This is a genomic window from Lutibacter sp., from assembly GCF_041562875.1.
Lineage (GTDB): Bacteria > Bacteroidota > Bacteroidia > Flavobacteriales > Flavobacteriaceae > Lutibacter.
In genome coordinates this window covers 1-20,125 of sequence record NZ_JBFFOE010000036.1, presented here as the reverse complement: position 1 = coordinate 20,125, position 20,125 = coordinate 1, and the positions used below count along the sequence as shown (strand labels likewise).

The 20,125-nt window shown below is 31.2% G+C and carries 19 protein-coding genes and 1 tRNA gene; 3 read left to right on the top strand and 17 right to left on the bottom strand.

The window, feature by feature from the left end:
* The 3 genes from ABY863_RS06975 to folB form a co-directional block, all read right to left on the bottom strand.
* Entirely contained in the window at nt 1-861 is an 861-nt protein-coding gene (locus tag ABY863_RS06975; RefSeq protein ID WP_372793543.1) for an MBL fold metallo-hydrolase, read from the bottom strand.
* A 93-nt stretch (nt 862-954) separates the two neighbouring features.
* Nucleotides 955-1,025 (bottom strand) — tRNA-Cys (locus ABY863_RS06970).
* 139 nt (nt 1,026-1,164) lie between these two features.
* Complete coding sequence (gene folB / locus ABY863_RS06965) at nt 1,165-1,521, bottom strand: dihydroneopterin aldolase (protein WP_372793542.1); 357 nt, start codon at nt 1,519-1,521, stop codon at nt 1,165-1,167.
* Between the two features lie 415 nt (nt 1,522-1,936).
* On the opposite strand from folB, the gene ABY863_RS06960 reads away from it, so the two are divergent.
* Nucleotides 1,937-3,616: a glutamine--tRNA ligase/YqeY domain fusion protein gene (locus ABY863_RS06960; RefSeq protein ID WP_372793541.1), complete on the top strand. Its 1,680-nt coding sequence runs from the start codon at nt 1,937-1,939 to the stop codon at nt 3,614-3,616.
* A gap of 55 nt (nt 3,617-3,671) precedes the next feature.
* Nucleotides 3,672-3,887 carry a DUF6515 family protein gene (locus ABY863_RS06955; protein WP_372793540.1) on the top strand — a complete coding sequence of 72 codons (216 nt, stop codon included), beginning with the start codon at nt 3,672-3,674 and terminating at the stop codon, nt 3,885-3,887.
* Here the strand turns inward: ABY863_RS06955 and ABY863_RS06950 are convergent.
* From ABY863_RS06950 to ABY863_RS06900, 11 genes are all read right to left on the bottom strand, one after another.
* Nucleotides 3,884-4,858, bottom strand: a complete 975-nt coding sequence (locus tag ABY863_RS06950; RefSeq protein ID WP_372793539.1) for a DUF4837 family protein — start codon at nt 4,856-4,858, stop codon at nt 3,884-3,886. The genes ABY863_RS06955 and ABY863_RS06950 overlap by 4 nt on opposite strands.
* 91 nt (nt 4,859-4,949) lie before the next feature.
* Nucleotides 4,950-6,494: a LysM peptidoglycan-binding domain-containing protein gene (locus ABY863_RS06945; protein ID WP_372793538.1), complete on the bottom strand. Its 1,545-nt coding sequence runs from the start codon at nt 6,492-6,494 to the stop codon at nt 4,950-4,952.
* Between the two features lie 7 nt (nt 6,495-6,501).
* Nucleotides 6,502-7,452, bottom strand: coding sequence for an OmpA family protein (locus tag ABY863_RS06940; protein WP_372793537.1), 951 nt, complete (start codon nt 7,450-7,452; stop codon nt 6,502-6,504).
* A gap of 21 nt (nt 7,453-7,473) precedes the next feature.
* Complete coding sequence (locus tag ABY863_RS06935; protein ID WP_372793536.1) at nt 7,474-8,232, bottom strand: exodeoxyribonuclease III; 759 nt, start codon at nt 8,230-8,232, stop codon at nt 7,474-7,476.
* Nucleotides 8,233-8,281: 49 nt separating this feature from the next.
* Nucleotides 8,282-8,941 carry a 3-oxoacid CoA-transferase subunit B gene (locus tag ABY863_RS06930; RefSeq protein ID WP_372793535.1) on the bottom strand — a complete coding sequence of 220 codons (660 nt, stop codon included), beginning with the start codon at nt 8,939-8,941 and terminating at the stop codon, nt 8,282-8,284.
* A gap of 3 nt (nt 8,942-8,944) precedes the next feature.
* A complete protein-coding gene (locus ABY863_RS06925; protein WP_372793534.1) occupies nt 8,945-9,646 on the bottom strand; it encodes a CoA transferase subunit A in 702 nt (233 codons plus the stop codon).
* A gap of 10 nt (nt 9,647-9,656) precedes the next feature.
* Nucleotides 9,657-11,945: a penicillin-binding protein 1A gene (locus ABY863_RS06920; RefSeq protein WP_372793533.1), complete on the bottom strand. Its 2,289-nt coding sequence runs from the start codon at nt 11,943-11,945 to the stop codon at nt 9,657-9,659.
* Nucleotides 11,942-12,409, bottom strand: coding sequence for a gliding motility lipoprotein GldH (locus tag ABY863_RS06915; protein ID WP_372793532.1), 468 nt, complete (start codon nt 12,407-12,409; stop codon nt 11,942-11,944). The genes ABY863_RS06920 and ABY863_RS06915 overlap by 4 nt, the downstream gene beginning before the upstream one ends.
* 10 nt (nt 12,410-12,419) lie before the next feature.
* Nucleotides 12,420-13,811 (bottom strand): regulatory iron-sulfur-containing complex subunit RicT, encoded by a 1,392-nt coding sequence (gene ricT, locus ABY863_RS06910; protein WP_372793531.1) that lies wholly within the window; start codon nt 13,809-13,811, stop codon nt 12,420-12,422.
* Between the two features lie 112 nt (nt 13,812-13,923).
* Entirely contained in the window at nt 13,924-14,154 is a 231-nt protein-coding gene (locus tag ABY863_RS06905) for a ferredoxin (RefSeq protein ID WP_372793530.1), read from the bottom strand.
* Nucleotides 14,155-15,408, bottom strand: a complete 1,254-nt coding sequence (locus ABY863_RS06900) for a peptidase U32 family protein (protein WP_372793529.1) — start codon at nt 15,406-15,408, stop codon at nt 14,155-14,157. It abuts the gene before it with no gap.
* 173 nt (nt 15,409-15,581) lie between these two features.
* Here ABY863_RS06900 and ABY863_RS06895 point away from each other — a divergent pair, with 173 nt between their 5' ends.
* Complete coding sequence (locus ABY863_RS06895) at nt 15,582-16,571, top strand: aspartate-semialdehyde dehydrogenase (RefSeq protein WP_372793528.1); 990 nt, start codon at nt 15,582-15,584, stop codon at nt 16,569-16,571.
* A 76-nt stretch (nt 16,572-16,647) separates the two neighbouring features.
* Here ABY863_RS06895 and ABY863_RS06890 read toward each other — a convergent pair whose 3' ends face one another.
* From ABY863_RS06890 to ABY863_RS06880, 3 genes are all read right to left on the bottom strand, one after another.
* Entirely contained in the window at nt 16,648-19,254 is a 2,607-nt protein-coding gene (locus ABY863_RS06890) for an AsmA-like C-terminal region-containing protein (protein ID WP_372793527.1), read from the bottom strand.
* Nucleotides 19,255-19,480: 226 nt separating this feature from the next.
* Nucleotides 19,481-19,729: a NifU family protein gene (locus tag ABY863_RS06885; RefSeq protein ID WP_372793526.1), complete on the bottom strand. Its 249-nt coding sequence runs from the start codon at nt 19,727-19,729 to the stop codon at nt 19,481-19,483.
* Between the two features lie 5 nt (nt 19,730-19,734).
* The coding region (locus ABY863_RS06880; RefSeq protein WP_372793525.1) for a P-loop NTPase at nt 19,735-20,125 on the bottom strand (391 nt) is incomplete at its 5' end.

The following is a 20,125-nucleotide window of genomic DNA, read 5'->3' as shown; positions in this document are numbered from 1 at the left end:
TTAATTAAATACTTCGTTAAATTTATATGTTTGATCTAATCGTACTCCTTTTTCTGTGTGCTTAACTGTGCATAATTCATTGGTTGCATCGTGTTCAAAAAACAACAAATAATTATGATCAGCCGCTTTGTTTAAAAATGTAGCTTTTTCGTCCATAGTTAATAACGGTCGTGTATCATATCCCATTACATATGGCAGTGGTATGTGACCTACTGTTGGTAATAAATCAGCTACAAAAACAATGGTTTTATCTTTGTATTGAATGTGTGGAATCATTTGCTTCTCGGTATGTCCATTAGCAAATAATATATCAAATCCTAATTCTGAATTTTTAACAAAATCATTTGTTGGTAAATCCACAAAATTTAGTTGACCACTCGTTTCAATTGGGTTGATATTTTCTTTTAAAAAAGATGCTTTCTCTCGAATGTTAGGTTCGGTAGCCCATTGCCAATGATTTTTATTACTCCAAAATTTAGCGTTTTTAAAGGCTGGTTCATAACCTGTTCTATCTTTATTCCATTGAATACTTCCTCCACAATGGTCAAAATGTAAATGTGTCAAAAAAACATCCGTAATATCGTCTCTATGAAAACCATATTTAGCTAATGAAGCATCTAAAGAGAAGTCTCCAAACATATAATAAAAGCCAAAAAATTTCTCTGATTGTTTATTTCCTACACCCGTATCAATTAAAATAAGCCGATCGCCATCTTCAATAAGCATGGTTCTAAGCGCCATATCAATTAAATTATTACTGTCTGCAGGGTTTGTGCGTTGCCATAAAACTTTAGGAACGACTCCAAACATGGCGCCACCATCTAACTTAAAGTTTCCTGTTTCAATAGGGTAAATCTTCATAAATAAAGTTAATAGTTACAAAGATACATGATTTTATACTTAACAAAGTGTTAAATAAAAGCAAAAACCTAAGCAAAAGCTTAGGTTTTTTTGAGGCATCGAGCGGATTCGAACCGCTGTAGGAGCTTTTGCAGAGCCCAGCCTAGCCACTCGGCCACGACGCCTTAATTGGATTGCAAATTTACGTATTTTTAATTTGTTCGCAAGTATTTTTTAAATTATTGTTTTAAAGTTTTAGTGCTGTAATTATAAAAAGAAAAATTTAGGCTGCGTTTTGGTTTATTTAAATCTTGTATTCTTAAATTATCTGTTTTTACTCATTTCAATAGTAACCATGGCTACATTACCACCTATGGGTGGATTTAATTTTGAAACTGCTACATCTGCCTTTTTTACAATTGGTATTTCAAGCAAAATTCTGTCTAATATTCGCTTTGCAACTTCTTCCAGTAATTGAGAACGTATAGCCATTTCTTCTTTTACTATTTTATTTAAGTGCACATAATCTACCGTATCAGTAAGATTATCAGTTTTTGCTGAGGTTGATAAATCTGCTTTCACAGATACATCTACACGATAATCTGAACCTATTTTACCTTCTTCAACCAAACATCCATGATATGCATAAACTCGGATATTTTTTATTTTTATTGTTCCCATGTTTAAATTTAAGTCGTGCAAATTTACGATTTACGATTTATGATTTACGGTTTTTGAGTTTAGATTTGAAAATTATAATTAGTTATTTGTGATTTTAGAAAATACATAGCTTCTGAATTTAAAAAATGAAAGGAAAGGTTTCTGATTAGGTTTACCATATAAAATTTTATAAATCTAAACTCAAAAACCGTAAATCAAATTTGCGTTAGGGATAGAGCGATTTGTTTGAGCTCTTTTTTTGTTGCTTTTTTGCAACTAAAAAAAGCGAGTAGCGAAAGCCTGACCTGGAAGGGAACGCCCAAAAAAACAAGTATTTAATATTTAATATAAATACATTATGCACTTCGGTTCTTTATTTTATAGTTGTATTGCCAAAAAAAATCGATAATTTTGTGGCTTATTAGTTTGATATATTATGAGTGAAGAAAAAAAATCGTTGAATTTTTTAGAACAAATTATTGAAGAAGATTTAGCAAACGGCTTACCGAAAGAAAAACTGCGTTTTAGGTTTCCACCTGAACCAAATGGGTATTTACACATTGGGCATGCAGCTTCTATTTGTTTAAATTTTGGATTGGGTTTAAAATACAATGCGCCTGTAAATTTGCGTTTTGATGACACAAACCCAGCAAAAGAAGAACAGGAATATGTTGACTCTATTAAATATGATGTGCAGTGGTTAGGTTTTAAATGGGATAAAGAATTGTATTCTTCTAATTATTTTCAACAATTATACGATTGGGCTGTTGCTTTAATTAAAGAAGGAAAAGCGTATGTAGATAATCAGACTTCAGAAGAAATGGCGAAACAAAAAGGAACGCCAACTGAAGTAGGAACTAATTCTCCAAACCGTGATAGAAGTGTTGAAGAAAATCTTGATTTATTTTTGAGAATGAAAAATGGAGAGTTTGAAGAAGGCTCTCATGTACTGCGCGCAAAAATTGATATGAAACATGTAAATATGCACATGCGTGATCCAATTATGTATCGTATTTTAAAAAGAAAACATCACAGAACTGGGAATGATTGGTGTATTTACCCTATGTATGATTGGACTCACGGTGAATCTGATTACCTTGAACAAATTTCACATTCAATTTGTACACTAGAATTTAAAAGCCATAGAGATTTATATGATTGGTATGTTGATCAGGTTTATGATGCCGCAAAATTAAGACCAAAACAACGTGAATTTGCTCGTAGAAACTTAAGTTATACGGTAATGAGCAAACGTAAATTGTTGCAATTGGTTGAAGAGAAAATCGTTACAGGCTGGGATGATCCGCGTATGCCTACAATTTCAGGTTTACGAAGAAGAGGTTATACACCTGAATCTATTAAAATATTTAGCGAAACAGCTGGAATTTCCAAACGAGATAATGTGACTGACGTTGCGTTATTGGAACATTGTATAAAAGACGATTTAAATAAAACAGCGCCAAGAGTTATGGCTGTTTTAGATCCTGTAAAAGTAATAATTACCAATTATCCTGAAGAAAAAGAGGAGTTTTTAGATGCCAGTTATAACGACTATGAAGATGGTTTTGGTAGTAGAGCAGTCCCTTTTTCTCGTGAAATATATATTGAAAAAGAAGATTTTAGGGAAGAAGCCAATAAAAAATTCTTTCGTTTAAAATTAGGAAGCGAAGTACGTTTAAAAAATGCTTACATTATAAAAGCTGAAAGTTGCTTAAAAGATGAAAACGGTGAAGTAACTGAAATTTACTGTACTTACGATGAAGATTCTTTAAGTGGAAGTGGCACTGAAGCTAGTAAACGTAAAGTAAAAGGTACTTTACACTGGGTTTCAGCAAAACATGCAGTAAAAGCTGAAGTTAGAGTATACGACCGCTTATTTACTGACGAAGCACCTGATGGACATAAAGATAAAGATTTTAAAGAATTTTTAAATCCAGAATCATTAACAGTTATTGATGCTTTTGTTGAACCAAGTTTAAAAACTGCTAAAGTTTTAGATAGATTTCAATTTCAGCGTTTAGGGTATTTTTGTGTTGATAAAGATACAACCTCAACAAAATTAGTATTTAACAGAACTGTTCCTTTAAGAGATAGTTGGACAAAAATGGATAACTAATTTTAAACCTTTATACAATTAAAAAGTCTCATAACTAAACTTTAAAACTTTAGTTATGAGACTTTTTTTTATTGTAATTATTACACTGTTATTTCCACTTTCTAATACTTCATATGTTACTACTGTTATAACTACTCCTGCAAAAGTTGTAGTTGTAAAAAAATTACCTAAAAATCATAAGATTGTCTTCGTAAAAGGACAACGTTATTATACTTGGAACGGTAAGCATAATATAAAAACTAATAATGGATATGTAGTTGTAAGGTTTTAATTTATTTTAAGCGTTTTTAAAATAGCTTCCAACTCAAACATATAATCGCGTTTATTTATAGATGGTGCATAAGTTAAACCTTCTACAACAACTAAACGGTTATTTGCTTTATCAACAACGGTATAACTTAAAAACGGACCTGCCATATATACTCCTTTAACTTCCCATTTTCCTCTGGTTTCAAAGGCTTTTTTGCCGTCCAATTCAACTTCAAAGACGTGTGGTGTATAAGCTTCTTCAGTAATCATATAAGAATCTTCTATTTGACCTGGAATATTTTTTTTGCCAAAAGCATCTCTATTTGCTACAATGTTATTTCCATTTACATCATCATCTGAAGTAATTGGAATTGTATAACACATTAACTCCATGCTATTTCCTCCAAATAAATGATATCTGTACCAAACAAACTCCCCATTATCTTCCACTTTACTATATTCCTGAGGTATTTTTAATGAAAATCCTTGCTGCTTAAAGGTTTCCATTGTTGAAGGCTCCCAGTATTTTTTAAGAATTTTCATTCTAACGGCTCTTAAATCTGAATCTTTAAATTCAGAAACAATTTTTGAGCTATTTTTTTGAATCATCTCTATCAAATCTTCTTTACTTTTACCCGTAATAGTAATTATTTTTTGAGGTGCTGCGTAAACATCTGTGCCTATTGTAAAAGAATTTTTATCGGCTATACCTATATTTAAAATACTTCTGCTAGATTTAAACATACTTCCATAGTTTTCAATAGGAACTTGAGAAACTTCAAACTGAGCTTCGGGTTGAGGTAATCCTAAAACTGGTTCTGCAATAAACTTTCTCAATTCATCACCAATTTCACCTTGCCACTCACTATTTTTCATTACTACAAGTAAATTGTTAATTCTACCATTTGCAGCCACCAATACTCTTTGATTTTTTCCTGATTCACAAGAAATTAAAAAAGAAAGTATAACTAAAAGGATTCCTAATTTTTTCATTTGTTAATTTTAAGTCTTATAAAATGATCCGTTGCTGTTTGCTATTCATGCTTATTTTCGGAAAGAAGAATAGAAACATGCTCATTTCATCTTATTTATTAAATATTTTTAATTTGATTCCTGCTTGTAAACTTTTAACACTCCAAATATTGTTCCAATCTTTAATATCTTGAACAGAAACATTTGCATATTTTTGGGCAATTAACCATAATGAGTCGCCAGATTTTACTGTGTATGTATTAAATTTACCTTTTGGTATTACGTTCTCTGAAGCTTTTTTTGCTTGATTTGATGTCTTTGAAATAGTTACCACATTCAATTTTCTTGGATAAATTGTGATGCGTTGTCCAATACGTAAATTAGTACTTCTCATGTTATTCCATTGCTTAATTTTAGCTACTGAAACACCATATTTATCTGCTATTTTCCCTAAATAATCACCATTTTTAACCTTATAAGTAATTCTGTCATTCATTTCAACATATTCAGGTATAGGTTTTTCTCTTTTGGATTCTTCAACATTAGCAAACGCGTAGATTTGCTGTTCATTACTAATAAAATTTCCAGCATCTTTTAAGGGTAAAGTAAGTGTATAATTTTTCCCTTTTATATATGGAATAATATCTAATTTATATTGTGGATTTAAAAACTGAAGTACTTCTATATCAACATTTAAAGTCTCATAAATTTGCTCAAATGTTAATTGTCTTTTAATTTGAACCGTATCTGTTTCAAAATAATTGATGGCACTTTCTCTTGCTTTAATATTATGCTCATTTGCATACTCAAAAATGTACAATGTTGCATAAAAAGCAGGCACATAACCTGCGGTTTCACGTGGTAAATTATGGCGAATGTTCCAATAATTTTTATTACCTCCCGATCGTCTTATTGCTTTATTTACATTTCCAGGTCCGGAATTATAGGCTGCCAAAGCTAAATCCCAATCTCCAAATATTTCATGCAAGCTTTCTAAATACTTACAAGCAGCTTCGGTAGCTCTGTATGGATCGGATCGTTCATCAACATATGAACTCACATTTAAATCAAACTGTTTTCCTGTTTGATACATAAATTGCCATAAACCAGTTGCTCCAACTCTTGAAGTGGCTTTAGGGTTTAAAGCAGACTCTACAATTGCTAAATATTTCATTTCCAAAGGAATATCATATTTGTCTAATTGTTCTTCAAACATTGGGAAAAAATAACGTGCTTTTTCCATTAAATTTGAAAATGTAGCTTTCCTTCTGCTTAAATACGTTCTAATAACCTGTTCTAAACTTTTATTATACTCAATATGAAATGGAGTTTTACTGTCTAAAATTTTTAATCGTTCTTTTAATAAATCGGTTGGTAATTCTTCCAATTCTGAAATTAATATTTCATCATCTTTTATTACATATTGAATGGTGTCATAAAGTGGTGATCTAATTAATTCCGTTAACCACAAACTATCAATTAAAGCTGCATCTTTGTCAATTTTAAGCGAAAAAGATGCTGGTTTATCTAAAAACAAAGAGTCAACATCTGAAAACATTTCTTTGGTGTCTTCAATTTGTTCAAGTTTTAAAGTTTCTGTTTGTGAAAAACCTATACTACTTATTAATAAAAAGGTGATATAAATTACTTTATTCATTTTATTACTATTCGTTTAAAAGTTTTGAAATCTCATCAAAATTAGGCGCTAAAATAATTTCAATTCTTCTATTCTTTGCTTTTCCCTCAATTGTTTTATTGGTGTCAACAGGAACAAATTCCCCTCTTCCCGCAGCTGTAATTTGAGTTGGATTTACACCTTTATCCTTTAAAATTCTAACAATAGCTGTTGCTCTTTTTACAGATAAATCCCAATTGTCTAACAACACTGCACTTGCATAAGGGTCGTTATCTGTATGACCTTCAATAAGCATATGAATATCATTGTTTTCAGCTAAAACACTTGCTAATTGTTCAACCGCTTTTTTACCTTCACTTCCTACAGCCCAACTTCCAGAATCAAACAATAATTTATTTTCCATAGAAACGTAAATTTTTCCATTTTTATGAACTACCGTTAATCCTTTTCCTTCAAAATTATGCAACGCTTTAGAAATTGCATTTTTTAATTGCTGCATTTGAGCTTCTTTAGCATCAATTAAGCTTTGAAGTTCATTTATTTGTTCAGAACGTTTGCTTAATTCTTTTTGAAGTTCTTCTAATCGAGCACTTTCAAGTGCCATTTTTCGCTCTTTCGTTTCTAGTTCTAGTAAAAGTTGTTGATTTTTTGCTGCTTGCTCAGCTAATTTTTTTGAACTTTGAGTTGAAAGTATCGTGTATGATTCTTCTAAATTTTTATATTTATTTTGAAGTGATGCAAGATTATTGTCTAAAATTTCTTTTTGAGTTGATAGATTCGCATATTCACTTTTAAGTTTATTTAAAGTTTCTTCCAATGCTTTTTTTGAAGCTAGTAAATCATCTTTTTCTTTAATTAAATCTGAATTTGAAGATCGTAAATTAGAGTACTTACCCTCTAATTCTTGATACAACTTTTTTGAAACACATGAATTTAATGTGAACATGATTACAACTATAACTACTATTTTTTTAAACATATTGAGGTTTTATTATTTAATTTATTCAATTTCTACAACTATTGGGCAATGATCAGAATGTTTTGCTTCCGGTAAAATATATGCTCTTTTAATCCTCTCTTTCATAGGCTCACTTACCATATGGTAATCTATTCGCCAACCTTTGTTATTATTTCTGGCATTAGCTCTATAACTCCACCAAGAATAATGATGTGGATCTTTATTTAAATGACGAAAAGAATCTACAAAACCACTATCAATAAAGTTCCCTAGCCAATCTCTTTCCTCTGGTAAAAACCCAGAAATACCTTTCATTTTTGGGTTGTGAATATCAATTTCTTCATGACAAATATTGTAATCTCCACAAATTATAATATTAGGTATTTCGTTTGTTAAATTATTTACATACTCCTGAAATTGAGCCATATAACCAAATTTAAATTCTAAACGGGCATCATTAGTTCCTGAAGGTAAATACAAACTCATTACTGAAACATCATCAAAATCTACACGTAAATTTCTACCTTCAAAATCCATGGTTTCTATACCTGTTCCATATTCAATATGGTTGGGTTGGGTTTTAGATAATATAGCAACACTACTATACCCCTTTTTTTGAGCTGAAAACCAATAATGAAATGGGTAGCCTGCTTCTTCAAATAAACTTAAATCTAACTGCTCTTTATGTGCTTTTGTTTCCTGAATACAAACTACATCGGCATTTGTAGCTATTAACCAATCTATAAAGCCTTTTTTTAAAGCAGCTCTTATTCCATTAACGTTGTATGATATAATTTTCATTAAGTTTTATTTAAACCCTAAAAAAAGGGGCAAAGTTGTTGTTTTATTCTTAGTCAAATTTCATTTCTGGAATTTCTCCTTCAATAATTAAATCTCCTTCTGTTGCTGCCTTAATTTCTTCAACAGACACTCCTGGAGCTCTTTCAATTAAATAAAAAGCATTATTTTTTATTTCTAAAACAGCTAAATTTGTGACTACTTTTTTAACACAATTTACACCTGTTAACGGTAAAGAACAGTTTTTTAATATTTTTGATTCACCTGCTTTATTTGTGTGCATCATAGCTACAATAATATTTTCTGCAGAAGCTACTAAATCCATCGCTCCACCCATTCCTTTTACTAATTTCCCTGGAATCTTCCAATTTGCAATGTCTCCGTTTTGAGCAACTTCCATTGCTCCTAAAACAGTTAATTGAACGTGCTGACCACGAATCATAGCAAAACTTAATGCAGAATCAAATAAAGAACCACCCTTTAAAATAGTAACCGTTTGTTTCCCTGCATTAATTAAATCGGCATCTTCTTCTCCTTCAATTGGGAAAGGCCCCATTCCTAATAAACCATTTTCAGATTGAAATTCAACATCTATGTTTTTAGGTACATAATTGGCAACTAAAGTTGGAATTCCTATTCCTAAATTTACATACCAATTATGTTGTAATTCTTGTGCAATTCTTTGCGCTATTTGTTGTTTTGATAAAGCCATGACTTAAGATTTTGGAGTTACTGTACGTTGTTCAATTCTCTTTTCATAATCTTTCCCCTGAAATATACGTTGAACAAAAATACCCGGAGTATGAATTTGGTTTGGATCTAATTCCCCAGCCTCTACCAATTCTTCAACCTCAGCAACAGTAATTTTCCCTGCCATTGCCATCATTGGGTTAAAATTACGAGCCGTTCCTTTAAATATTAAGTTACCTGCTGTATCTCCTTTCCAAGCTTTTACAAATGCAAATTCTGGATCAAATGCATGTTCAAGTATATGCATTTTACCATTAAATTCTCTTGTTTCTTTTCCTTCAGCAACTTCGGTCCCATACCCTGCAGGCGTATAAAAAGCAGGGATTCCAGCTCCTGTAGCTCTACATCTTTCCGCTAAAGTTCCTTGTGGAATTAACTCTACATCAAGTTCACCCGAAAGCATTTGACGCTCAAATTCATCATTTTCTCCTACATAAGAAGAAATCATTTTTTTTATTTGACGTTTTTGTAATAACAACCCTAATCCAAAATCATCAACTCCTGCATTGTTAGAGATACATGTTAAATTATTAACATCTAATTTTACTAGTTCTGAAATACAGTTTTCCGGTATTCCACACAAACCAAAACCACCAAGCATAAAAGTCATTCCGTCTTCTACACCTTGTAAAGCTTCTTGTGCATTATTTACTACTTTATTTATCATAATTCAATTATTAAAATTCTGGATTTTCGTCTATAGTTTTAATTGAATTCTCATCTGTTTCATTTACATCGTCACAATTAATATCTATACTTAAATTTTTAGGTTTCTCAAATTTTTCTTGACTTACATTCAAGGTTGTGTCAGCATATAATTTTTGATAATATAGCGCCCAAATTGGCAATGCCATAGAAGCCCCTTGTCCATAGGTAATGCCCGCAAAATGAGTTGCTCTATCTTCAGCGCCAACCCAAACACCAGTTGCTAAGTTTGGTACAATTCCCATAAACCAACCGTCTGATTGATTTTGAGTTGTACCTGTTTTACCCGCAATAGGATTTGTAAATTTATATGGATAGCCCGTTACAACGTTATCAGGATAAGACCCAGATTGTGTGCGTAAACGAATTCCTGAACCTGACTCTGTAACACCTTCTAATAAATTAATAACAACATAGGCTGATTCTTCACTTAAAACTTCTTTAGAATTTGGAATAAATTGTTCTAAAACTGTTCCGTTTTTATCTTCAATTTTCAACAACATTATTGGTTCAACTCTTAAACCTTTATTAGCAAAAGTTGTATAAGCTCCAACCATTTCATAAAGTGATAAATCTACTGACCCTAAGGCAATTGCCGGAACTGGAGGTATTTCACTTTCTATACCTGCACTTTTGGCTAAAGTGACCACATTTTCAGGACGTACCATATCAATTAACTTTGCTGTAATCACATTTACAGAGCCTGCTAATGCTTGTTTTAAAGTAAGTTCACCTCCATATTTTCCACCTGAATTTACAGGAGTCCAATCTTCTGGCATGCCATATTTTTCTTTTGGAATTGTATATGGCGTATTAGGAAATTTATCACAAGGCGATAAGTTTAATTGATTGATAGCTGTTGCATATACAAAAGGTTTAAATGTTGAACCTACTTGACGTTTTTGTTGTTTTACAGCATCAAATTGAAAATATTTATAATCTATTCCACCAACCCAAGATTTTACATGACCAGATTGTGGTTCAATAGAAAGCAAACCTGATCTTAAAAAGTGTTTGTAATACTTTATAGAATCAAATGGCGACATAATTGTATCTATTTCTCCTTTCCATGAGAAAACTTTCATAGCTGTTTTCTCTTGAAAAGAAGCTTTAATTTCTTTTTCAGAGGCGCCATTTAATTTCATTCGAATCCAACGATTAGAACGTTTGATTGCTTGCTCCATGGTAATAGCAATCTGCTTTGAATCTATATCGTAAAACGGTGCTGTTTTATTTCTTTTTTGTTCTTTAAAAAATATACGTTGTAAATTAGACAAATGCTCTTTCATAGCATCTTCAGCATATTGCTGCATACGCGAATCTATAGTAACATAAATTTTAAGTCCGTCACGGTGTAAATCATATTCTGTACCGTCTGGTTTAGGATTGTTTTTTATCCAAGTCTTCATGTAGTCACGTAAATACTCTCTAAAATAAGTAGCAGACCCGTCACTATGGGTTTCCCTATTTATATTTAATTCTAAGTCTTTTTGTTGCAATGAATCTTTTTGAACTTCTGTAATAAATTCATTCTTATACATTTGCCCTAAAACTGTATTCCTTCTGTCTTTTACTAATTGTTCTCTTCTTAAAGGGTTAAAATACGATGCATTTTTTAACATTCCAACCAACATTGCAGACTCTGAGATTGTTAAATCAATAGGTTCTTTTCCAAAATAAATACGAGATGCTGAACGAATACCAACTGCTAAGTTCAAAAAGTCATACTTGTTTAAGTACATGGTTAAAATTTCTTGCTTTGTATATTGACGTTCTAATTGAATTGCAATTACATATTCTTTTACTTTTTGAAGTATTCTTTCTGGTAAATTTTTTGAACCTTCTCCATGAAACAATAATTTGGCTAATTGCTGAGTAATAGTACTACCTCCACCTCCTTTTCCTAACATTGTTACAGCGCGTATACTCGCTTTAAAATCAATACCCGAGTGCTCATAAAAACGTTCATCTTCAGTAGCAACTAGAGCTTTTATTAAATTATCGGGTAAATCTTTATATTTTACAGGAGTTCTATTTTCTTTAAAATACTTACCTAATGTAACACCATCTATTGAAATTACTTCAGTAGCTAAATTATGTTCTGGATTTTCTAACTCTTCAAATGATGGAAGTGCTCCAAAAACTCCCCATGAAGCTAATAAAAATAAGAGTATTATTACAGAAGTTCCTCCTAAAATAGCAATCCAAAACCATTTTATATAATAAGAAAACTGATTATTTGAAGTTGTTGTTTTTTTCATTTTTTAATTTTTTCTATATATAAACCTACATCTGTAATACCTTTCAAAGGAAGTTTTCCTTCAATATCATGAACGCTTCTTGTTACTTGCTGAACCTTAAATTTATAATCACCTTTTTCAGAAAAAACAACATTTTCTTTATAAAAAAGTTTGTTTTCTTTAATGTCTGTAAAACCTGAACCTAGCCAGTTCCCATAAGAATCTGTCATTTCATATTCTAGGGTATCAACCACTCTATATCCACTAGGGAATTCCATTTTTGCAATTAAGAACAATGAACTAAATTCATATTTTTTATTGTTTCTTATGTTTATAAACACATTTCTGGCGGAAATAGTATCTAAGTTACTCACAATAAAATTTATATCATTTTCTGAATGCCATTGATGGTTTTCAATAGCTTTATATTGATCAAAAACCATATTTGAATTGCATGAAAATAACAACAATGCAATTATAGACATTGTTATATATTTATGTGTTTTTAGTATCGTTTTCACTTTTTCTAGGTGGTCTTCTTTTTTTGTTTCTGTTTTTATTAATTTTTGGTTGGTTTGATGCTGGTTTTTGTCCAGCTTCAACTTGTTTTTTCTGATTCGGATTTGGTTTTTGTGGATTTTGTGCTTCTTTTTTTATTGGCTGATCTGGTTTCCTTTTTACAACATTAGGCTTCCTATTAGGCTGGTTTCCTTTTTGTTGAACTTCAAGAGACTTATTAGGTTGGTTTTGATTGTTTCTGGATTTACTTTTATTATTTTTTTTCTTTTTTCGAATTGGGGCATCAAATCTTGTTAAACTATCTTGTCCAACCACATTTTCAAATTCAACTTTGGCAACTTCTATAATATCAGCTTCATATTCTTCTAATGGGCTTGCTAATTCATTCTCTTTATTTAAAGCAATAATTTCTTGAACTTGTTCTAAAGTAAGTTTAAACCACTTAGCTCTGTTTTCTTTATAAGTATACCAAAGTAAACCTTTAAAAATATCCATTTTGATAAAAAAAGCATCACCTTTTTCGGTTTTTAGTTCAATATCTTGTTTTGGGAAACCTGTTAATGCATCTAAATACGTATCTAATTCATAATTTAAACAACATTTTAATTTACCGCATTGACCTGCTAATTTTTGAGGATTTAAAGATAATTGTTGGTACCGCGCTGCAGATGTATTTACATTACGTAAATCGGTTAACCAAGTAGAGCAACAAAGTTCTCTACCGCAAGATCCAATACCTCCTAAGCGTGCTGCTTCTTGTCGCAAACCAACTTGTTTCATTTCAACTCTTACGTTAAATGTGCTTGCAAAATCTCTAATTAATTGTCTAAAATCTACGCGTTCTTCCGCAGTATAATAAAAAGTTGCTTTATTTCCATCTCCCTGATATTCAACATCAGAAAGTTTCATTTTTAAGCCTAACCTTCCTAAAATCTCTCTACCACGAAATTGGGTATCATACTCTTTATCTCTTGAAGCTGTCCAAATATCTATATCTTTCTGAGAGGCTTTTCGGTATATTTTTTTGATTTCTTCACTATCATTTCCAATTCCCTTTCTCTTTAACTGAACTTTTATTAATTCTCCTGTTAAAGAAACAGTTCCAATATCATGTCCAGGATTTCCTTCAACAGCAATAATATCACCTATTGAAATGGGTAAATTTTCATGATTTCTATAAAAATGTTTTCGTCCATTTTTAAAACGAACTTCTACAATATTAACTGGCTCTTGACCTGTTGGCAACGCCATATTTCCTAACCAGTCGAATACTGAAAGTTTTTCACAGTCTCCTGTACCACAACTTCCATTACTTTTACAACCTTTTGGAACACTATTTATATCTGAAGAGCAACTATTACAGCTCATATATTTCTGAATTTATTTGAGTTAAATAAAATTGAATATTCAATCTTACAATCTTCACTAATTTGTAAAGATAAATTAAAATTACTAACTGTAAAACGTTAAAAAATAGATTTTAAGTCTGTTTCACATCAATAATTTTCACTGGGCAAGCCTCTTTAGCTTTTATACTCTCCTCAAAAATGGTTTCATCAGGAGATTTAATGGTGAAAAACCCTTTTTTTTCTTTGGAATGGAGTAATACAGATTTACCATCTTTTTTAGACATTTGAAACTGGGCAGGTGCCAATTCAACACAGTAATTACAACCAATACACTTGGCTCTTTGTAAGGTGACAATTACCATTTAAGCTTCTACTTTATTTTCAACAATTTTATATAATTTATCTGAGGGTCTAATTCTAAATTCTAATTTAATAGTAACTGAATCTCCTTTTTGTCCTTTTTGGGCATTTACATCATTTACAAACATCTCTTTCACTTCCATTTCTTTAGCTCCTGTTGTTGGTCCTGTAATTAAAATTGTATCACCTACGGTTATATCATACGCTTCAATTTTAAATTCACCAATGTTTGATTTTGGAAAATAATGCATTCCTTTTCCAATATACACTTTCTTTTGGGTTGCGTGACTTCCTGATCCGTTACTCCATTCACCTAATTTTTGACCTAAATAATAGCCACTCCAAAAACCACGATTGTAAACTTTTTCTAACTCCAACATCCAAGAAATTACTTTTTCTTTATCATAAGTACCTGCTTCAATACTATCAATAGCATCTCTATAACATTTTATTACATTTGCCACATATTCAGGAGCTCTACCTCTACCTTCAATTTTTAAAACTTTTACACCTGCTTCTTCAATTTGATCTAAAAAATCAATAGTGCATAAATCTTTTGGTGACATTATATATTCATTGTCTAGCTCCATTTCAAAACCAGTTTCCTGATCAATAACCGTGTATTTTTTTCTGCAATTTTGTTTACAAGCTCCTCTATTTGCTGAAGAATTTGCTGAATGCAAACTCATATAACATTTTCCAGAAACTGCCATACATAAAGCACCGTGACCAAAAATCTCAATTTCAACTAAATTTCCTGAAGGACCACAAACATTTTCTTTTACAATTTGTTCTGTAATTTTCTTCACCTGACGTAAACTTAACTCTCTGCTCAAAACCATTGTATCGGCAAACATGGCATAAAATTTAACCGTTTCAATATTGGTAATATTTATTTGAGTAGAAATGTGAATTTCCATTCCAATAGCTCTTGCAGTTGCAATTACTGCCTGATCCATGGCAATTACAGCAGTAATATCTGCATCTTTTGCTTTTTGAATGAGTGTTTTAACTATTGATAAATCATGATCGTAAATAATAGTATTAAGCGTAAGATATGTTCTTACATTTTTTGCTTTGCATCTGTCTGAAATTTCTTGTAAATCATCCAACGTAAAGTTAATAGATGCTCGCGCTCTCATATTTAATTGCTCAACGCCAAAATATATTGAATCCGCACCATTATCTAAAGCTGCTTGCATTGATTCAAAATTTCCGGCAGGAGCCATTAATTCCATTTTTCCTGTAGTAGTCATTCTTTTTTGATTTTTTGCAAAATTACATATTTTATGACAACTAATTGTGCTTGAACCATACAATCATTTTTTAACACAAAAATATTTATTTGTTAATTTTCAGTTAATTACTCTTAGTTGTTACATTTTTTTACAAAATTTGTATTCTAATTAAACTAATAAGATTTTAAAAGATGAAAGTAGCAGTAGTAGGTGCAACCGGGATGGTAGGAAACGTAATGTTAAAAGTTTTAGAAGAACGAAATTTTCCATTTACTGAATTAATTTTGGTGGCTTCAGAAAGATCAGTTGGTAAACAAATTTCCTATAAAGGAAAAAACTACACAGTTATTGGGTTGCAAGATGCAGTAAATGCTAAACCTGATATTGCTTTATTTTCAGCAGGTGGAACTACTTCTGAGATTTGGGCTCCTAAATTTGCTGAAGTTGGGACTACTGTTATTGACAATTCTTCTGCTTGGAGAATGGATCCTACTAAAAAATTAGTAGTGCCAGAAATTAATGGAAACGTATTAACTAAAGAAGATAAAATTATTGCAAACCCTAATTGTTCAACCATACAATTAGTGATGGCTTTAGCACCTTTACACGAAAAATACAAAATGAAACGTGTGGTAATTTCTACGTATCAATCGGTTTCCGGAACAGGTGTAAAAGCAGTTCAACAACTTGAAAATGAAGCAAATGGAATTAAAGGTGAAATGGCATATCATTACCCAATTAACAGAAATGCTATTCCACAATGTGATGTATTTTTAGAGAATGGATATACGAAAGAAGAAATGAAATTGGTAAAAGAACCAAAGAAAATTTTAAACGACTCTTCTTTTTCTGTGACAGCAACTGCGGTTCGTATTCCAACTGCTGGTGGACATTCTGAAGCTGTAAATGTTCAGTTTGAAAATGATTTTGATTTAGGTGAAGTTCGTAAATTATTGAGTCAAACACCTGGAGTTATTGTGCAAGATAATTTAGATACAAACACCTATCCAATGCCAATTTACGCACATAATAAAGATGAAGTTTTTGTTGGGCGTATTCGTAGAGATGAGTCTCAACCAAATACTTTAAATATGTGGATTGTAGCTGATAACTTACGTAAAGGAGCTGCAACCAACACTATTCAAATTGGTGAATACCTAATTGCGAATAAGTTGGTTTAGGTAAAGAAAATATAATATTTTGATTAAAAAAAGGGAGCTTATTGCTCCCTTTTTTTAATCATCTAGTTAACTATTCTTATTGCTTCTTTTTAAACAAATTCTTTAAAGCATTTTTAACAATACTGTCATTAACATTATTTAATGATTCTTTAATTGGCGTTACCTCTTTTATCGTATCCACACTCTTAGTTTGAGTAGTATCAACTTTCGTTTTACCTGGAATTAGGTTGCCTAAAGCCTCCGTTGCCTGGTCAATCAGTTTTCCTTTTTGCATTTCTACTAATTGCGTTACTAAATTGGTTGTAGCCTGTTTCATATCTGTTGAAACTTTCGGATTGGCAAAACTTCCTGATAAAATGGCATTAATTGGAAAATTTTCAATTTTTGCTGCATTGGCAGGTGTTAATTTTGAAATTAAATTATTGACTTCCGTACCTAAATACTTTGCTGGAACATCAAATTTTAAGTTATATGCCATACTTTGATCAAAGCCATGTGAACCTGCAACTTCAATATTGATATCTTGATATTTAAGCGTAAAAGGATTTATTTCTACTTTTCCATCTTTAAAAGTCAATGCCATTTTCAAAGCATCCAAATTTAACTTTTCAAGATTAATAAATTTTACATTTGAACTTAAAGCAGTAAGGAGTTGTGAATTGGAGGGGCTTAATTTAGAGTCCAACAATTGACCAATCAAATTTCCTGAAATTGTTTTAAGATCGGGTGTCATATTATTGGTTAAATTTCCCGATAATTTTATTGTGGAATTTAACTTACCAATAACAGCATTGGCTATTGGAGCAATGGCTTTTAACATCGCTAGTTGCGTAAAAGATTCTGAAATGTTCAAGGCATTTAAGTCTAAATCCATTTTGAATTTCGGTGTTTTTTCTTTGGTTGAAACCATACCACTTAATGCTATTTGCCCTCCAAAAGCATTCATTTTTAAATTGCTTAATGAAACGGCTTCATCTTTAATTGCCAAATTCCCCGAAACTTCTTTTAAATTTAAATTATCATAAACCACTGTTGTTGCTTTAGCGGCGATGGTAACATCTAAAAATGCAGGAATTTTAAGTGCTTCTTTGCTTGTTTTAGTTGAAGTTGTGTCAGATTTAGTTTCCATAAAATCGGCAACTTCAAATTGCTGGGAAGTCATCTCAAAATTTCCCTTCAGCACTTGATCTTTAAAAAGAAATCCATAAAAATTATCCAAACTTCCCGTCACATGAAAATCGGAATTTCCGGTTTCCCCATCAAATTTATTCAAACGGATTTGGGTTGGATTAAAAGCAATGGCGGCTTGTTTAATTTTAAATGGTTTTGCCATTTCCTTGCTTTCATAATTAAAATCGGTTACAGTAATGGTCCCTGAATTTTGAATGTTTTGGTACTGGCTTGCTTCAACCGATTTCATATCAAAACGTGTTACCACATCTGCTTTTAAAATACCCGTTAATGGTTTTTCTAATTTTATGGGATACGCCTTGGAAACATTTGCCAAATTTACAATTCCTTTAAGTTCGGCATTTATCAACGGATTTTCAACAATATTTTGAATGGTTGCTTTTGCGTTAAACACATCTTGATCAATGGTAAACAAAAGTTTATCGAAATTTACATAGGTGTCGTTAAATATTCCGGTTTTGTTTACAATACGGGAATCTATTACAATATTTTTTACCGATTTGGGTAAATTAGGATATTGAAATGAGGCATTATCAGAAGCAATTTCAATATCAAATGCAGGAATGTTTTTTTCAGTATATATACCTTTTACAATACCGTTTACCTTAAAATCACCAGATGTTTTCACCCCATCCAACTTCCCTGAATACATTTCAGGAATTAACCCCAAAAAGTTTTTAAATGAAGATGTTGGCGTTTTAAATTTTAGGTCATACAATTGCCCAGCGTCTGTCATCTGAATAAATCCGTCAAAGGCAATAGGCAACAAATTAACCAAAGCTTCATTTTCCTTAAATGTGTATTTAAAATTTTCTAAATCCAATCCCAGTACCGCATCAAGTGACAATGTTACGTTTTTTAAATAGTTTGTCTTATCAATAGAAACAGCCAATTTCGCGTTAGATTTGGTGTCTAAATCCAAAATTTTATTTTTAAAATCACCGCTTCCTTCGTGGTTGATACTGTCAAGAATAACACTCATTTTAGACGCTTCATCAAAATAGGTGAAGCGAAGATTTTTAATATTATACTGCTGAAAATTAAGGGAAAAGTCATTATTTTTAATACTGTCCCTTTCATTTTTATCTTTTAAGGCAATGTCATAATTTGCCAAACCGTCCTTATTAAAAATAACGCTCACCTTAGCGTTTTCAATGCTAAAAGCATCAATACCCATAGGTTCTCCTTCCGCTTTAAAAAGCTCTTTAATACTCATTTTAAGTATAAAGTTGTCCGCATAAAATAACGTGTCATTTTCAAAAGGCACCTTATTTACTATACTTAAATCATCAATGCTAACAGTAGCTTTGGGAAAATTTTTAAACAAACTCAAATCAACTTCATTAAAAGCAACCACTGCATCAACTTTTTCATTCATCGTTTTTAAAACCAATGCTTTAATCTTGTCTTTAAATACAAACGGTACAATCGCTAAAGCAATAATAGAAACTATGATGAAAATTCCTAATCCTTTAATAATTTTTTTTAACATAACTTTATTTTTTTTAAAATTTAAGCTTTATTCTAATCACTAAAACAATATAAAACCAATTGATTAAGTCACTTATGAAACACTAAAATTACTGTAAAATAGTATTAATTACGTTAAATTTCATAAATAAGTTAATACTACTTTGCTAACTAGAATTAATAATTGAATTTAAAAGTAAAAAAGAGCGACTTAAGTCGCTCTTTTTAAAAAAAATATTAATAAAAATCTAAAATCTAATACCACTAACTTCAATAACTTGTTTAATTTGTGGCGCATGTCTTTTTATAGTTGCCTCAACACCATTTTTCAACGTCATTTGATTTACTGAACAACCTAAACAAGCACCTTCTAACTGTACGCTAACAGTATCGTTGGTAACTTCAACTAATTTAATATTACCACCATCAGCTTCCAAATAAGGCCTGATCTCTTGTAATGCTATTTCAATAGTTGTTTTTAGTTCTTCAGTGCTCATAGTTTTTATTTAGTGCTACACCCACTCATTGTTGTAATTCTTACAATTTCAGTAGCTGGTAACTCTTTGTTTCTTTTTACCAATTGAGAAAGTGCATTTTTAGTGATTTCTGAAAATGCTTTTTCTAAAGGTGTGTTATCTTGTAATGCAACTGGATGACCAACATCACCAGCTTCTCTTATACTTTGTACTAAAGGAACTTCCCCTAAAAAAGCAGTATCTATATCTTCAGCTAAATTTTTAGCGCCATCTTTCCCAAAAATGTAATATTTGTTATTTGGTAACTCGGCAGGTGTGAAATAACTCATGTTTTCAACAATACCTAATACAGGTACATTGATGTCTTTTTGTTTGAACATTGCAACACCTCTTTTAGCATCAGCTAAAGCAATATTT

Coding starts and splice junctions, on each gene's coding strand:
- ABY863_RS06960 (WP_372793541.1), top strand. CDS start 1,937: ATGAGTGAAGAAAAAAAATCGTTGAATTTTTTAGAACAAATTATTGAA.
- ABY863_RS06900 (WP_372793529.1), bottom strand. CDS start 15,408: ATGACTACTACAGGAAAAATGGAATTAATGGCTCCTGCCGGAAATTTT.
- ABY863_RS06945 (WP_372793538.1), bottom strand. CDS start 6,494: ATGAATAAAGTAATTTATATCACCTTTTTATTAATAAGTAGTATAGGT.
- ABY863_RS06925 (WP_372793534.1), bottom strand. CDS start 9,646: ATGATAAATAAAGTAGTAAATAATGCACAAGAAGCTTTACAAGGTGTA.
- ABY863_RS06915 (WP_372793532.1), bottom strand. CDS start 12,409: ATGTCTATAATTGCATTGTTGTTATTTTCATGCAATTCAAATATGGTT.
- ABY863_RS06935 (WP_372793536.1), bottom strand. CDS start 8,232: ATGAAAATTATATCATACAACGTTAATGGAATAAGAGCTGCTTTAAAA.
- ABY863_RS06890 (WP_372793527.1), bottom strand. CDS start 19,254: ATGTTAAAAAAAATTATTAAAGGATTAGGAATTTTCATCATAGTTTCT.
- ABY863_RS06975 (WP_372793543.1), bottom strand. CDS start 861: ATGAAGATTTACCCTATTGAAACAGGAAACTTTAAGTTAGATGGTGGC.
- ABY863_RS06940 (WP_372793537.1), bottom strand. CDS start 7,452: ATGTTTAAAAAAATAGTAGTTATAGTTGTAATCATGTTCACATTAAAT.
- ABY863_RS06955 (WP_372793540.1), top strand. CDS start 3,672: ATGAGACTTTTTTTTATTGTAATTATTACACTGTTATTTCCACTTTCT.
- ABY863_RS06930 (WP_372793535.1), bottom strand. CDS start 8,941: ATGGCTTTATCAAAACAACAAATAGCGCAAAGAATTGCACAAGAATTA.
- ABY863_RS06895 (WP_372793528.1), top strand. CDS start 15,582: ATGAAAGTAGCAGTAGTAGGTGCAACCGGGATGGTAGGAAACGTAATG.
- ABY863_RS06950 (WP_372793539.1), bottom strand. CDS start 4,858: ATGAAAAAATTAGGAATCCTTTTAGTTATACTTTCTTTTTTAATTTCT.
- ABY863_RS06905 (WP_372793530.1), bottom strand. CDS start 14,154: ATGGTAATTGTCACCTTACAAAGAGCCAAGTGTATTGGTTGTAATTAC.
- ABY863_RS06920 (WP_372793533.1), bottom strand. CDS start 11,945: ATGAAAAAAACAACAACTTCAAATAATCAGTTTTCTTATTATATAAAA.
- folB (WP_372793542.1), bottom strand. CDS start 1,521: ATGGGAACAATAAAAATAAAAAATATCCGAGTTTATGCATATCATGGA.
- ABY863_RS06885 (WP_372793526.1), bottom strand. CDS start 19,729: ATGAGCACTGAAGAACTAAAAACAACTATTGAAATAGCATTACAAGAG.
- ricT (WP_372793531.1), bottom strand. CDS start 13,811: ATGAGCTGTAATAGTTGCTCTTCAGATATAAATAGTGTTCCAAAAGGT.